The 15,287-nt window shown below is 57.4% G+C and carries 13 protein-coding genes; 5 read left to right on the forward strand and 8 right to left on the reverse strand.

The window, feature by feature from the left end; all coding sequences use genetic code 11:
* Nucleotides 1-458 precede the first annotated feature (458 nt).
* Nucleotides 459-1,160: a FadR/GntR family transcriptional regulator gene (locus AACV31_RS05225; RefSeq protein WP_007765671.1), complete on the forward strand. Its 702-nt coding sequence runs from the start codon at nucleotides 459-461 to the stop codon at nucleotides 1,158-1,160.
* 13 nt (nucleotides 1,161-1,173) lie between these two features.
* The gene (mdtD, locus tag AACV31_RS05230) at nucleotides 1,174-2,568 is read left to right on the forward strand and encodes a multidrug transporter subunit MdtD (RefSeq protein WP_165156458.1); all 1,395 of its coding nucleotides are present in this window, start codon (nucleotides 1,174-1,176) and stop codon (nucleotides 2,566-2,568) included.
* Here mdtD and rbsR read toward each other — a convergent pair.
* From rbsR to kup, 7 genes are all read right to left on the reverse strand, one after another.
* Nucleotides 2,565-3,548 (reverse strand): ribose operon transcriptional repressor RbsR, encoded by a 984-nt coding sequence (gene rbsR, locus AACV31_RS05235; protein WP_007765680.1) that lies wholly within the window; start codon nucleotides 3,546-3,548, stop codon nucleotides 2,565-2,567. The two genes, mdtD and rbsR, sit on opposite strands and share 4 nt — an antisense overlap.
* Before the next feature lie 15 nt (nucleotides 3,549-3,563).
* Nucleotides 3,564-4,493 carry a ribokinase gene (gene rbsK / locus AACV31_RS05240; protein WP_165156459.1) on the reverse strand — a complete coding sequence of 310 codons (930 nt, stop codon included), beginning with the start codon at nucleotides 4,491-4,493 and terminating at the stop codon, nucleotides 3,564-3,566.
* Nucleotides 4,494-4,558: 65 nt separating this feature from the next.
* Entirely contained in the window at nucleotides 4,559-5,446 is an 888-nt protein-coding gene (gene rbsB / locus AACV31_RS05245; RefSeq protein ID WP_007765686.1) for a ribose ABC transporter substrate-binding protein RbsB, read from the reverse strand.
* A 26-nt stretch (nucleotides 5,447-5,472) separates the two neighbouring features.
* Nucleotides 5,473-6,438, reverse strand: coding sequence for a ribose ABC transporter permease (rbsC, locus tag AACV31_RS05250; protein WP_007765689.1), 966 nt, complete (start codon nucleotides 6,436-6,438; stop codon nucleotides 5,473-5,475).
* A gap of 7 nt (nucleotides 6,439-6,445) precedes the next feature.
* Entirely contained in the window at nucleotides 6,446-7,951 is a 1,506-nt protein-coding gene (gene rbsA / locus AACV31_RS05255) for a ribose ABC transporter ATP-binding protein RbsA (RefSeq protein WP_165156460.1), read from the reverse strand.
* Between the two features lie 7 nt (nucleotides 7,952-7,958).
* Entirely contained in the window at nucleotides 7,959-8,378 is a 420-nt protein-coding gene (gene rbsD / locus AACV31_RS05260) for a D-ribose pyranase (RefSeq protein ID WP_007765695.1), read from the reverse strand.
* Nucleotides 8,379-8,570: 192 nt separating this feature from the next.
* Nucleotides 8,571-10,442: a low affinity potassium transporter Kup gene (gene kup, locus AACV31_RS05265; protein WP_075199306.1), complete on the reverse strand. Its 1,872-nt coding sequence runs from the start codon at nucleotides 10,440-10,442 to the stop codon at nucleotides 8,571-8,573.
* 220 nt (nucleotides 10,443-10,662) lie between these two features.
* Here kup and ravA point away from each other — a divergent pair, with 220 nt between their 5' ends.
* Both ravA and viaA read left to right on the forward strand, forming a co-directional pair.
* Nucleotides 10,663-12,162, forward strand: a complete 1,500-nt coding sequence (gene ravA / locus AACV31_RS05270) for an ATPase RavA (RefSeq protein ID WP_165156461.1) — start codon at nucleotides 10,663-10,665, stop codon at nucleotides 12,160-12,162.
* Nucleotides 12,156-13,607 carry an ATPase RavA stimulator ViaA gene (viaA, locus tag AACV31_RS05275; protein ID WP_007765717.1) on the forward strand — a complete coding sequence of 484 codons (1,452 nt, stop codon included), beginning with the start codon at nucleotides 12,156-12,158 and terminating at the stop codon, nucleotides 13,605-13,607. The genes ravA and viaA overlap by 7 nt, the downstream gene beginning before the upstream one ends.
* 2 nt (nucleotides 13,608-13,609) lie before the next feature.
* Here viaA and asnA read toward each other — a convergent pair whose 3' ends face one another.
* Nucleotides 13,610-14,602 (reverse strand): aspartate--ammonia ligase, encoded by a 993-nt coding sequence (gene asnA, locus AACV31_RS05280; RefSeq protein ID WP_075199308.1) that lies wholly within the window; start codon nucleotides 14,600-14,602, stop codon nucleotides 13,610-13,612.
* Between the two features lie 154 nt (nucleotides 14,603-14,756).
* Between asnA and asnC the strand changes: the two genes are divergently transcribed.
* The gene (asnC, locus tag AACV31_RS05285; protein WP_004386178.1) at nucleotides 14,757-15,215 is read left to right on the forward strand and encodes a transcriptional regulator AsnC; all 459 of its coding nucleotides are present in this window, start codon (nucleotides 14,757-14,759) and stop codon (nucleotides 15,213-15,215) included.
* The last annotated feature ends 72 nt before the right edge of the window (nucleotides 15,216-15,287 follow it).

The following is a 15,287-nucleotide window of genomic DNA, read 5'->3' on the forward strand; positions in this document are numbered from 1 at the left end:
ATGCTCAAAGAATTAAACTGTTAGTTCGTAATGAATTAACTGTTGTTCACTTGAGACTTGATATTCATTTATCGTCCGAGGACGTTAAGATATCAGTGCCCCGAGTGCCCACACAGATTGTCTGATAAATTGTTAAAGAGCGGTGCGACGCGCCTTTCGGCCTGCTGTCGCGAGGTGGCGTATATTACGCTTTCCTCTTTCAGAGTCAAGCGTTTATTTTCGCTTTCGTCTGCCTGACGGGCCGGCTCATTCGCCGTTGTGCCGTGTCAGTGGAGGCGCATTATAGGGAGTTCTTCTCCGCTGACAAGAGGAAATTTAAAAAAACTTTCTAAGCGCGTTTTTTTTCACCATATATCACGTAAAACCGCCATATAGCCTGTTATTTGCTGTTTTTTACATCAGATCATGCCCTGCGGTGGCATACTACTGCGCGATGTACAGCTGAAGGAATTGCCATTATGTCGTTACTGGCGCATCAACAGGCCGCCCAAAAGAACCTTTCTTATGTCCTGGCCGAAAAGCTGGCGCAACGCATCCTTAAAGGAGAGTTTAAGCCAGGCGAGATTTTACCTGGCGAGATGGAGCTGGGCGAACAGTTCGGCGTCAGCCGCACGGCGGTAAGAGAAGCCGTTAAAACGCTGACCGCCAAAGGGCTGGTTTTACCGCGCCCGCGTATCGGCACGCGCGTGCTGCCCCAGAGCCAGTGGAACTTCCTGGATAAAGAGTTGCTGACGTGGTGGATGGGCATCGAAACGTTCACGACCGTGGTTAATCATTTTCTGGTAATGCGCCACAGTCTTGAGCCTCAGGCCTGCGCGCTGGCCGCGCTAAACGGTACCGATGAGCAAAAGCAGCGATTCAGAAACACGCTCGATGAGATGGCTGCGCTCCAGGTCGCGTTTAACCGCGAACGCTGGATAGAAACCGATATGGCCTACCATGAGCTTATCTATGAAATGAGCGGCAATCCCTTTATGACCGCTTTCGCCAGCCTGTTTCGCTCCATCTATTACAATTATTTCACGTCGATAACGCACAACCAGGTTATCAAGCCCGACATTCATCAGGCGATCGCGGACGCCATTCTCTCGTCCCAAAGCGAAGAGGCGTATCGCGCCTGTCAGGCGCTTTTGCAGGCAACCGCATCGCAGGACATATAACAACAGGATCCGCATGACTAAAAAAGCGCGCAGTATGGCGGGCCTGCCGTGGATAGCGGCGATGGCCTTTTTTATGCAGGCACTGGATGCCACCATTCTCAATACCGCTCTGCCGGCTATCGCTCAAAGTCTTAACCGCTCGCCGCTGGCGATGCAGTCCGCGATTATCAGCTACACCCTGACTGTCGCGATGTTAATCCCCGTCAGCGGCTGGCTGGCCGACCGCTTCGGCACCCGACGCGTCTTTATGACCGCCGTCTCCTTGTTTACCCTCGGTTCGCTCGCCTGCGCCATGTCCGGATCGCTAAGCGAACTGGTTATCTTCCGTATTGTGCAGGGTATCGGCGGCGCCATGATGATGCCGGTGGCGCGTCTCGCGCTGCTGCGCGCCTACCCGCGCAGCGAACTTCTGCCGGTGCTGAATTTTGTGACGATGCCAGGCCTGGTCGGCCCCATTCTTGGGCCGCTGCTCGGCGGCGTGCTGGTCACCTGGGCGAGCTGGCACTGGATTTTCCTGATTAATATTCCGATTGGCGTCGCGGGCCTGTTCTATGCGCGTAAATATATGCCGAACTTCACCACGCCGCGTCGCCGCTTTGATATGCCGGGTTTCTTTCTGTTCGGCCTGAGCCTGGTGCTGTTCTCCAGCGGAATGGAGCTGTTTGGCGAACGCATCGTGGCTACCTGGATGGCGCTCGCCGTCATTGCCGGTGGGTTATTGCTGATGATGGGTTATATCTGGCACGCCCGCCGGCACAGCGCGCCGCTCATTTCGCTCTCTCTGTTTAAAACGCGCACCTTTTCCGTCGGCATCGCCGGGAATATTGCCTCCCGTCTCGGTACCGGCTGCGTACCGTTTCTGATGCCGCTGATGCTGCAGGTGGGCTTTGGCTATCCGGCGTTTATCGCCGGTTGCATGATGGCGCCCACGGCGGTCGGGTCGATTATCGCGAAATCTGGCGTAACGCAGGTATTGCGCTGGTTTGGCTATCGAAAAACGCTGGTCGGCGTCACGCTGTTTATCGGGCTGATGATTGCGCAGTTCTCGCTGCAGTCGCCGGATAACCAGGTCTGGTTGCTGATCCTGCCGCTGTTTGTGCTGGGCCTTGCGATGTCCACGCAATTCACCGCGATGAATACCATTACGCTTGCGGATCTGACGGATGAAAGCGCCAGCGGCGGCAACAGTATGCTGGCAGTGACGCAGCAGCTGTCGATAAGCCTTGGCGTTGCAGTCAGCGCTGCGGTGCTGCGCTTCTATGAAGGGTTCGACAACGCCAACACCGTTGAGCAGTTCCACTACACCTTTATTACGATGGGCGTGATTACCGTGGTGTCGTCGCTGGTCTTTATGCTGTTACGCCCTAAAGATGGCCGTAACCTTATCAAAGAGCGCCATAAAGCCTAAGCGGATCCGCGTACCATCAGCACCGGCGTTAATTGCAAGCGCTGCTGCTGGAGCTCAGGCTGCGCCATACGATGAATCAGCACATCGATGGCCAGCTCGCCCAGTTCATCTTTAGGCTGATGAATGGTGGTGAGCGGCGGCGTCATATAGCTTGCCAGCTCAATATCGTCGTAACCCACCAGCGCGATATCCTGCGGAATGCGAAGCCCGGCCTGGTAGAGCGCCTGATAGGCGCCGACCGCCATAGCGTCATTTCCCATAAATACCGCCTGCGGCGGCTCGGGCAGCGCCAGCAGCGACTGCATCGCCCGCAGGCCGCCCGCGAATTCAAAATCGCCGATCACCTCATAACCTTCCGCCACTGGCAGGCCCGCGCGCTGCATCGCGGCGCGATACCCTTCCAGGCGCAGGCGCGCAGGCGTTTTATCCAGCGGGCCAGTCACACAGGCAATGCGCGTATAGCCTTTATCGATTAAATATCGCGTGGCGATATCGCCGCCCAGCAGCGAGTTATCCTGAATCACATCGCTGTCGCCGTCGAAAGGCGACCAGTCCATCATCACGGTAGGAATAGCCGGATAGCGCTTCATAATGGCGGGAGAGGGCTGATGCGTTTCGGTGCAGAGCAACAGCAGCCCGTCGACCCGTTTTTGCAGCAGCGTCTCCAGATTGCGGTTCATGCGCTGTTCATCGCCGTCGGTATTACACAACACCAGGCTATAGCCACGCTCAAAACAGCTACGCTCCACGCCGCGCACCAGCTCGGAGAAAAAGGGGTTTGAGCTTGCGGTGATCAGCATGCCAATGGTGCGGGTCTGGTTCAGCTTCAGGCTGCGCGCCAGCGCTGACGGCGCGTAATTCAGCGTTCTGATGGCGTCTTCCACCCGCAGGCGGATCGCCTCGCTGACGAAGCGGTCTTTATTAATGACGTGCGAGACGGTGGAGGTGGAGACACCCGCAAGGCGGGCGACATCTTTCATTGTCGCCACGATGGCTTACCCCTGCGCTTGTAAGAAGGCGTCAATCTCGTCGCGCCACGGAACGGAAGGCTGCGCGCCAGGACGCGTCACGGCGATTGCCGCAGCAGCATGGGCGAAGCGAATAGCCTTAAGCATCGGCGTGCCTTCCAGCAGCGCCGTCATCAGCGCGCCGTTAAAGGTATCGCCTGCGGCGATGGTATCGACGGCTTTCACGCTAAAGCCGGGCACGCGTTGCCCCTCGCCGTTGATGCTCAGCCATACGCCGCGGCTGCCGAGCGTAATAATGACCGTTTCAATGCCTTTCTGGTGCAGCACAGCCGCCGCCTGCGCCGCGCTGTCGTCATCCGACACCTTCACGCCGGTGAGTTTTTCGGCTTCGGTTTCATTGGGGGTAATGATATCCACCAGCGCCAGCAGCTCGTCAGAAAGCGCGCGGGCAGGCGCCGGGTTAAGAATAACGGTGGTTTGATGTTCATGCGCGATGCGCGCGGCGGCGATAACGCTTTCCACTGGCGACTCCAGCTGCATCAGCAGCGCGCGGGCGTTGGCGATGTTCTCCCGTTGATCGTCAACACGCGCGGGCGTTAATGCCGCGTTCGCGCCAGCATGAATGCCGATGACGTTTTCACCTTCGCCATTGACGAAAATCAGCGCCACGCCGGTCGATTCTCCCGCAACGGCGCTGACAGGCGAGACATCAATGTTGTCGCGTGAAAGCTGCTGGCGAATGCGCTCGCCGATATCATCCTCGCCCACACAGGCGATAAACGCGATCTCCGCGCCGCTGCGCCCGGCCGCGACGGCCTGGTTGGCGCCTTTACCGCCGAACGTCACCTGGTACTGGCTGCCGGTCACGGTCTCGCCCGGCGCGGGGAAGACTTCAAGATTAAGGATATGATCGGCATTGATACTGCCGAGAACGACGAGATGGCCAGCGCTTTTCATGATGTGTATCCCTGTAAAAGCGCCACGTCCTGTGGCGCGTTGCCCTGCTTTTCTTTATGAAGGTTTTATTTGATAACCAGCTTCAGATCGACCGGGATACGGGCGCGCACTTTCTCGCCTTTCAGCACTTTATCCGCGGTCTGTACGCCGATAACGCCGATCTGCTCCGGCTGCTGCGCCACGGTCGCGGTCATCTTACCATCCTGAACCGCTTTCACGCCGTCAGCGGTGCCGTCGAAGCCAACCACCATCACATCGGTTTTGCCTGCGGTTTGCAGCGCACGCAGGGCGCCCAGCGCCATTTCGTCGTTCTGCGCAAACACGGCTTTCACATCAGGATGCGCGGTCAGCAGGTTCTGCATGACGTTCAGACCTTTGGTGCGATCGAAATCCGCCGGCTGGCTGGCCAGTACGTTCAGCTTGTGCGCTTCTACGGCCTGCTTAAAGCCTTCGCCGCGTTCGCGAGCGGCAGAGGTGCCTGCGATGCCCTGCAGTTCGATCACTTTCGCGCCGTCACCGGCCTGCTTCGCAATATAGTTACCGGCAATTTTACCGCCCGCGATGTTATCAGACGCGATATGGCTAACCACATCACCTTTCGCCGCCATACGGTCGAGCGTGATCACCGGGATTTTCGCCTGGTTCGCCATCTTCACGGCGTTGCCCACCGCGTCGGAATCGGTCGGGTTAATCAGTACCAGTTTGGTGCCGCGTACGGTCAGATCCTGCACGTTCGCCAGCTCTTTCGCCGGGTTGTTCTGGGAATCCAGCACTACCAGTTCGTAACCCAGTTTTTCCGCTTCTTTCTGCGCGCCATCTTTCAGCGAGACGAAGAAGGGGTTGTTCAGCGTTGAAACCACCAGAGCAATCGTGTCTTTCGCCATCGCGTTGGCGCTGACGGTCGCGCTTAACGCCACGGCGGAAACCAGTGTAGCCAGCTTTTTCATATTCATAATCAGATGTCCTGTTGAGTAATGAGTTACTGCTTTTTGTTATCCACCAGCACCGCCAGCAAAATGACCACTGCTTTGACGATCATCTGGTAATAGGGAGAAACACCTAAAAGATTCAGACTATTATTCAGGAAACCGAGGATCAGCGCGCCGATCAGCGTCCCAACAATGCGACCTTTACCGCCAGCAAGGCTGGTGCCGCCAAGCACGACCGCCGCGATGGCGTCCAGCTCATAGCCCGCGCCCGCCAGCGGCTGCGCCGAAGAGAGACGCGCCACTTCTATCACGCCCGCCAGCGACGCCAGCAAGCCCGACAGCGAATACACGATGATTTTGATTTTGTTAACGCTGATGCCAGACAGACGCGTCGCCGCTTCATTGCCGCCCAGCGCGTAAATATAGCGGCCCAGGCGGGTATGGTGCAGCACATACCAGGTCACCAGGAACACCAGCGCCATGATCCACACCGGCGTCGGGATGCCCAGCGGGCGGCCGATACCGAACCAGCCAAACAGATCGGCATTATCGTTAAAACCGGTGCTGACCGGGCTGCCGTTGGTGTATTCGAGCGTCACCCCACGCAGCAGCAGCATCATAACCAGCGTGGCGATAAACGCCTGAACGCGGCCCTTCGCCACAATCACGCCGGTCACCGCGCCGATAGCCGCGCCAAGCGCGAGGGCGGCAGCGACCGCCACCAGCGCGTTGACCTCAATGCCGACGAGCGAAGCGGCGACCGCCCCGGTTAACGCCAGCAGGGAACCGACGGACAGATCGATACCCGAGGTTAAGATCACCAGCGTCATCCCGACCGCCATGATGGCGTTCACCGAGGTCTGCTGGAGAATATTCAGCATATTGTTAACGGTAAAGAAATTCGGGCTCAGGGTGGAGACAATCGCAATCAGCACCAGCAGGGCTATCAGCGACTTTTGCTCCATCAGCCACGCTTTGGTGAAAAAGCGACGAGTCGCAACGGTCTGGGTAGTCATACGTCTTTTACTCCTGGGTCACGCGATTGAGCTTGCCGACGGCCGCGGCCATCAGCAGTTCCTGGGTGGCCTGCTCGCGTGTGAATTCACCGCCGAGATGCCCTTCATGCATCACCATGATGCGATCGCTCATTCCCAGTACTTCCGGCATCTCAGACGAGACCAGAATGATGCTCAGCCCTTCGGCTTTGAACTGGTTAATGAGCTGATAAATCTCTTTTTTGGCGCCAACGTCCACGCCACGGGTCGGCTCGTCGAGGATCAGCACTTTCGGGCGCGTCATTAATCCGCGGGCGATCGCCACTTTCTGCTGGTTGCCGCCGGACAGCAGCCCAATGGGCTGGTCCATCGACGGCGTTTTAACATTGAAGAGGCGAATAAAATCGCTCACCGCCTGCTGCTCATCTTTATGTTTCAGGCTGCCGACGTCACGGCTGAAATAGCGCAGCGCGGTCAGCGACATGTTTTCTTTCACCGACATGCCGAGCACCAGCCCGTCACGCTTGCGGTCTTCGGAGATATAGACGATGCCGTTGGCAAGCCCGTCCTGCGGGGAGCGCGTCACTACTTCGCGGTTATCCAGCGTGACGCTGCCGCCGGTGCGCGGCAGCGCGCCGTACAGCACTTTCATCAGTTCGGTGCGGCCCGCGCCCATCAGCCCGGACACGCCCAGAATTTCCCCCTGACGCAGCGTAAAGCTCACGCCGTTCACGCCAGGACCGCTCAGGTTGTCGACTTTCAGACGGATTTCGCCCGGCGCTTTATCGATATGCGGATACTGATCTTCAAGCTTGCGGCCCACCATCATCTCGATAAGCGTCTCTTCGGTCAGAGAGCTGACTTCACGCTCGGCGATAAACTGGCCGTCGCGCATCACCGTCACGTCGTCGCAGATGTCAAAAATCTCTTTCATGCGGTGGGAGATATAGACAATCCCGCAGCCCTGCGCTTTCAGCTCGCGGATGGCGCGAAACAGGGATTCGGTCTCGGTGTCGGTCAGGGCGTCGGTGGGTTCATCCATAATGATGACGCGCGATTCAAAACTCAGCACTTTGGCGATTTCCACCATCTGCTGATCGCCTATCGACAGCTCGCCCACCAGCCGACGGCTGTTAAAGCGCAGGTTGAGCTTCGCCAGCAGTTTGTCCGCTTCGGCATACATCTTTTTCCAGTCGATTTTGCCGAAATGGCTGACAAATTCGCGCCCTAAAAAGATGTTTTCCGCGATGGAAAGCTGCGGGATCAGGTTCAGTTCCTGATGGATGATACCGATACCGGCTTCCTGAGAGGCCTTCGGCCCGCTGAAGGTTGTCTCCTGGCCGAGCCAGAGCAGCGAACCGGCGTCGCGGGTATAGATGCCGGTCAGTACTTTCATCAGCGTGGATTTACCGGCGCCGTTTTCCCCCACCAGCGCCATTACGCGTCCGGCGTAGACATTCAGCGTCGCGCCGGAAAGCGCTTTAACGCCGGGGAAGGATTTATCAATGCCTTTGAGCTGGAGTAAAGGTTCCATGGCGGCCTCAGAACGTGACGCCGGCACAGAGAATGATATTCGCATACGGGGAACACTCCCCGCTGCGAATGACCGCCTGACTGTCCGCGGTTTTTTGTTTGAACTGTTCATGTGAAACATAGTGAACAGCGATGGTATTTCCCTGGTGCTGCTGCAGCCGCTCGATCTGCCCGAGCAACGTTTCGTGGAGCTGTGGATTATGCTGTTTAATCTCTTCTGCGAGGATCGCCGCTTCGACCTGCATTTCGCGCGTCACGACATCAACCACCTGTAAGAATCCCGGCACGCCCTGGGTCAGCGCGAGATCGATACGTTCAGTCGTGGACGGAATCGGCAGCCCGGCGTCGCACACCACAACGGTGTCAGTGTGGCCTAGACGCGAGATGACGGATGAAATGCCGGAATGAAGAACGGTGCCTTTTTTCATTTTTTGCTCCATCAGCGAAACGTTTCGCTAACAAGGAGTTTATCCGGCGGAATGAACAATAAACAAACATGACGTTGCGAAACTGTGATCGCCATCGAAACGTTTCGCTTAAGGAAAAACTGAGGGAAAAAAGAGAGCGCGACCACCAATAAAAAACGCCTCCCGGTGGCCGGAAGGCGTTTAACTTAAGGATTAAATCTCGACCTGCGTTCCCAGTTCAATGACGCGGTTCGGCGGGATCTCAAACTGGTCTGGCGCGCGTAGCGCGTTGCGCTGTAAGAGCAGGAACAGCTTGCCGCGCAGACGCAAATACCAGGGGCGATTATCGCCAATAATAAGCGACTCGTGCGACATGAAGAAGGAGGTCTCCATCATCCGACAGCTTAAGCCTTCCAGCCCGCAGCGATGGAATATCTCTTCCACGTTCGGCGTCTCGCGCCAGCCATAGCTGGCCACCACGCGCCAGAATGTCGGCGACAGCTGTTCGAGCGTCACGCGCTTCACGTTATGGACGTAAGGCGCGTCTTCGGTGCGCAGCGTCAGCAGGATCACGCGCTCATGCAGTACTTTGTTGTGCTTCAGGTTATGCAGCAGCGCGAACGGAATCACGTTCAGCGCGCGGGACATATACACCGCGGTGCCCGGCACGCGGACCGGCGGCGATTTCTCAAGCGAGGTGATCATGGCGTCCAGCGAATTGCCGTGCTCGTGCATCCGGCGCAGCAGGCGGAAGCGCTCGCTCTTCCAGGTCGTCATAATGATGAACATCACCAGACCCAGACTTAACGGCAACCAGCCGCCGGAGAAGAGTTTCTCCAGGTTCGCGGAGAAAAGCGGCACATCGACGCACAGAAACGCCACCACCATCAGCCCCACCAGAATGCGGTTCCAGTGCCAGTTTTTACGCGCCGCGGTCGCAAACAGAATCGACGTCAGCACCATCGTGCCGGTTACCGCGATGCCGTAAGCTGCCGCCAGGTTACTGGAGTGCTCGAAGCTCACGATGACAATCACCACCGCGAAATAGAGCATCCAGTTCACCACCGGGATATAAATCTGGCCCGATTCCATCTCTGAGGTATGGATAATGCGCATCGGCGACAGATACCCCAGGCGCACCGCCTGACGGGTCAGGGAGAAGACGCCGGAAATCACCGCCTGTGACGCGATCACCGTCGCGAGCGTCGCCAGGATAAGCATCGGGATCAACGCCCAGTCCGGCGCCAGCAGGAAGAAGGGGTTTTTAATCGCTTCCGGCGTTTTCAGCAGCAGCGCGCCCTGGCCGAAATAGTTCAGCACCAGCGACGGCAGCACCACCGAGAACCACGCCACGCGGATCGGCAGCTTCCCGAAATGCCCCATATCAGCATACAGCGCTTCAACACCGGTAATAGACAGCACCACGGCGCCCAGCGCCGCAAAGGAAACCGCTTTATATTCCAGGAAGAAATGCACGGCCCAGACCGGGTTCAGCGCCTGCAATACTTCCGGGTTGTTCATAATGCCGCGCGCGCCCAGCACCGCCAGAATCAAAAACCAGACGAGCATAATCGGCGCGAAGAGTTTCCCCACCATGCCGGTGCCGTGCTTCTGGATAATAAACAGCAGCGTCAACACGACGATAGAGAGCGGAACGATATACGGGTCGAGCGACGGCGCGGCGATTTCCAGGCCTTCAATGGCTGACATCACTGAAATCGCGGGCGTAATCACTACTTCGCCATAAAAGAAGCTGCCGCCGATAAGGCCGAGGATCACCAGCACCGACGTCATACGCGCCGAGGTATTGCGCCCGGCCAGCGACATCAGCGTCAGAATACCGCCTTCGCCGGCGTTATCGGCCCGCATTACGAAGGTCAGGTATTTAAAGGAAACAACAAAAACCAACAGCCAGAAAATTAAAGAAAGAAAGCCAAAAACGGCGTCCCGCTCCACGCCAAACCCAAACTGGCCGGAAAGACACTCTCGTAATGTATAAAGCGGACTGGTGCCGATATCGCCGTACACCACCCCGATAGCCGCCAGCGTAATCGCAGGCAACGACTGCTTATTCTCAGTGCTCATAGACTAGTCTTCGTTGAAATCCCGTGTGCGCTTCGTCCCTGGGCCCACAAAAAGCGCACAGTATGCACGATTCGTTAAAAAATCGTACCCCTCAATCACCGAGTCTTTACCCAAATCAAGCCAAATAGATAATGGCATCAATCCATTATCAGCATGAATATGAAACGTCTATACTCGCACCAGAAACCAGGCGGCGTAGTCAGAATGCAGAGTAACTATTATGGCTCAACCCAATTTATTGGCGGAAAGAATTTCACGTCTCAGCGCAGCGCTGGAAAAAGGGCTGTTTGAACGCAGCCACGCTATCCGGATGTGCCTGCTGGCGGCGCTGAGCGGCGAGAGCGTGTTCCTGCTCGGCCCGCCCGGCATTGCGAAAAGCCTGATAGCCCGGCGGCTGAAATTCGCGTTTCAGCACGCGCGCGCGTTTGAATACCTGATGACGCGCTTCTCCACGCCGGAGGAGGTCTTCGGGCCGCTGTCTATTCAGGCTTTAAAAGATGAAGGGCGTTATGAACGTCTGACCGCAGGTTATCTGCCGGAAGCAGAAATCGTGTTTCTGGATGAAATCTGGAAAGCGGGCCCGGCCATCCTGAATACTCTGCTGACCGCTATCAACGAACGACGTTTTCGCAACGGCGCGCATGAAGAAAAAATTCCGATGCGCCTGCTGGTCACGGCATCCAACGAACTGCCCGAAGCGGACAGCAGCCTTGAGGCGCTCTATGACCGTATGCTGATACGGCTGTGGCTCGACCGGGTGCAGGAGAAAAACAGCTTTCGCGCGATGCTGGTAAGCCAGCAGGATGAAAATGAAAACCCGGTGCCGCCGGGACTTCAGGTGAGCGATGAGGAATATCAGCAGTGGCAGACCGGCATCGGCAACGTCAAACTGCCGGACGCGGTATTCGAGCTGATTTTCACCCTGCGCCAGCAGCTTGACGCGCTGCCGAACGCGCCCTATGTTTCCGATCGCCGCTGGAAGAAAGCCATTCGCCTGTTGCAGGCCAGCGCCTTTTTCAGCGGGCGCGATGTGGTGGCGCCCATCGATGTCATCCTGCTGAAAGATTGCCTGTGGCATGATGCCAGCGCCATGACGCTGATGCAGCAGCAAATCGCGCAGCTGATGACCTCTCATGCATGGGGCCAGTACGCGATGCTTAACCGTCTCGGCGCGATCACCCAGCGCCGGATGCAGTTAGAGCAGCAGCACAGTGATAAAACGGCGCTGCGCCTTGAGAAGCAGAGCGGTATGTTCAGCCGTCGTCCGCAATATCAGCTGCCCGCCACACTCACGGATCCCACCCTGACGCTGTTGCTGCAAAAGCCGCTGAAGCTGCATGATATCGACGTCATTCACGTGGCGTTTGCGCGCGAGGCGCTGGAGACATGGTTGCAAAAAGGCGGCGAGATCCGCGGCAAGCTGAACGGTATCGGCTTTGCCCAGGCGCTGAATCTGGAAGTGGATGCAAGCCAGCATCTGGTGCTGCGCGATGTCAGCCTCCAGGGTACGCGCCTTGCGCTGCCTGGCGCCGCGTCGACCAACGGGATACCCGATGAAATCAAACAGCAGCTGGAAGAGCTGGATAACGAATGGCACCAACAACATACGCGCTTCAGCGAACAGCAAAAATGCCTGTTTGTTGAAAGCGACTGGTTAGGACGCATTGAGGCCAGCCTTCAGGACGTGGGCGAGCAGATTAAACAGGCGCGCCAATGCTGACAGCGGATTCGCTGAACCTCATTCTGGCTATCAGCGAAGGCGAGCTGGTAGAAGAGATCGTCATTGCGCTGCTGGCCTCGCCGCAGCTGGCGGTATTTTTCGAGAAATTTCCCCGCCTGAAGCACGCGCTGACCCAGGATATTCCGCGCTGGCGCGAACAGCTTAAAACCCGGCTGAAAGAGGCGCACGTCCCGCCGGAGCTGGAAGAAGAGGTGATCGGCTATCAGAAAAGCCAGCTGCTCTCCACCAGCCAGTTTATCGTTCAGCTGCCGCAAATCAGCGCGCTGCTGCGCCGCGTCGGCTCGCCGTTTGCCGACCAGGCGCAGCGGCTTATCGCCGACAACCCCCATTTCACGCCCGCCCTGCATACGCTCTTTTTACAGCGCTGGCGGCTGAGCCTTATCGTACAGGCGACCTCTTTTAATCAGCAGTTGCTGGAGGAAGAACGCGAGCAGCTGCTGAGCGAGGTTCAGGAGCGCATGACCCTGAGCGGCCAGCTTGAGCAGGTGCTGGTGGAGAATGAAGATTCCGCCGGTCGCCTGTGGGACATGAGCGACGGCAAACTGCGGCGCGGCGATTACCAGCTCATCGTGAAATATGGCGATTTCCTGGCCGATCAGCCGGAACTGATGCAGCTTGCCGAACAGCTTGGGCGTTCGCGCGAAGCGAAATCGGTGCCGAAAAAAGAGGCGCCGCTGGAAACGTTCCGCACGCTGGTGCGCGAGCCCGCTTCAGTGCCGGAACAGGTCGACGGCTTACAGCGCAGCGACGATATTCTGCGTCTGCTGCCCCCGGAGCTGGCGACGCTTGGCATCACTGAGCTGGAATATGAGTTTTACCGGCGGCTGGTGGAGAAGCAGCTACTGACCTACCGGCTACAGGGCGACGCGTGGCGCGAGAAAGTCATGCAGCGTCCGGTGACGCGTCAGGATTATGACGAACAGCCGCGCGGGCCATTTATCGTCTGCGTGGATACGTCCGGCTCAATGGGCGGCTTTAACGAGCAGTGCGCCAAGGCCTTTTGCCTGGCGCTGATGCGTATTGCGCTGGCCGATAACCGCCGCTGTTTCATTATGCTGTTTTCCAGCGAAGTGGTGCGCTATGAGCTGTGCGGCCGCGACGGCATTGATCAGGCGATCCGCTTTCTGAGCCAGCGCTTTCGCGGCGGCACCGATCTGGCGAGCTGTTTTCGCGCGATAGCGGAAAAGCTTCAGGGCGGCGAGTGGTTCGACGCCGACGCGGTGGTGGTGTCCGATTTTATCGCCCAGCGGCTGCCGGATGAGGTGGTTAACAAGGTAAAGGAGTTGCAGCGCGTTCATCAGCACCGCTTTCATGCGGTGGCGATGTCCGCGCATGGCAAACCCGGCATCATGCGCATTTTCGATCATATCTGGCGCTTTGATACCGGGATGCGCAGCCGTCTGGTGCGCCGTTTACGCCGCTGACGTTACAGCAGCTCAGCGACCGCGGACTGAACCTGTTCCGGCCAGACGCCGCACTGCACCTGACCGATATGCGGCAGTTGCAGCAATAGCATCGTGAGACGCGACTGCCCGATCCCGCCGCCGATCGTCTGCGGCATTTCGCCGTTAAGCAGCGCCTGGTGCCACTCCAGCGCCAGACGATCCTGATCGCCGGTGAGCGCCAGCTGACGTTTAAGCGCGTCGGCATCCACGCGGATCCCCATGGAGGAGATCTCAAACGCGTCTTCGAGCAGCGGGTTCCAGACGAGGATATCGCCGTTAAGACCGGCAAAGCCGCTTTCGGTCGGTGTGGTCCAGTCATCATAATCCGGCGCGCGTACATCATGGCGTTTGCCGTCGGCAAGCTTACCGCCGATACCAATCAGAAAGACCGCTCCCAGCTCTTTCGCAATGGCGCGCTCGCGCCCTTTCGCATCCAGATCGGGGAAGCGGCGTTGCAGCGTTTCGCTGTGCACAAAGTGAATGGCGTCCGGCAGGAACGGCGTCAGCCCGAAGCGCTCCGCGGCCGCCAGTTCGGTTTCCTTAATCGCTGACCAGATGCTCTCTACGGTCTGCTTCAGCGTACCGAGATGACGTTCGCCGTCGCCCATCACGCGCTCCCAGTCCCACTGATCCACATACACCGAGTGCACCGGCGAGAGGCGGTCTTCATCAGGACGCAGCGCTTTCATATGGGTGTAGAGCCCTTCGCCAGCGCTGAAGTCATGCTGGCCCAGCGTTTTACGCTTCCATTTCGCCAGCGAGTGCACCACTTCAAACTGCGCCTGCGGCAGCGTTTTGACGTTGACCTGCACCGCTTTTTCACAGCCGGAAAGGTTATCCTGCGTCCCGTCGCCAACGCGGCTCAGGATCGGCGCCTGCACTTCAAGCAGACCGAGCTTTTCCTCAAGCTGGCGGGAAAAATGGGCTTTCACAAAGCTAATCTGACGCTGGCGTGTGATGTATGCGGTTTTCATTTTTTTAGGGCTCCTGTACCTCTGTTGCTTTCGATTAAGCAATAAAAAAGCCCACCATTTCAATAATCATCAATAAAAAAGGCCGTATGCCTTTTAATCCGATAATATAGACGGCATGAAACTGACGATTACTGAATAATCATAAGGAAAACGTATGGAAAATTATCAGATCGATAATCTGGACCGCGGCATTCTGGAAGCGCTGATGGCCAACGCGCGTACTGCCTATGCCGAACTTGCCAAGCAGTTCGGCGTCAGCCCGGGCACTATCCATGTGCGCGTGGAGAAGATGAAACAGGCTGGGATCATTACCGGCGCGCGTATTGATATCAGCCCGAAACAGCTCGGTTACGACGTCTGCTGCTTTATCGGCATCATTCTCAAGAGCGCGAAAGATTACCCGGCCGCGCTTGAGAAGCTGGAAAGTCTCGATGAAGTGACTGAAGCCTATTACACCACGGGCCACTACAGCATCTTTATAAAGGTAATGTGTCGATCGATAGATGCATTGCAGCAGGTGCTTATCAACAAGATCCAAACAATTGATGAAATTCAGTCCACCGAGACGTTGATCTCCCTGCAGAACCCGATCATGCGCACCATCCGGCCATAACCGGATTTTTTAATACCCATATTATCCACAGGTAGATCCCAGCCCCTGCACAGCGTACAATACGCGTCGTTT

The organism is Cronobacter sp. EKM101R, from assembly GCF_963888145.1.
In the GTDB taxonomy this organism is placed as follows: domain Bacteria; phylum Pseudomonadota; class Gammaproteobacteria; order Enterobacterales; family Enterobacteriaceae; genus Cronobacter; species Cronobacter turicensis.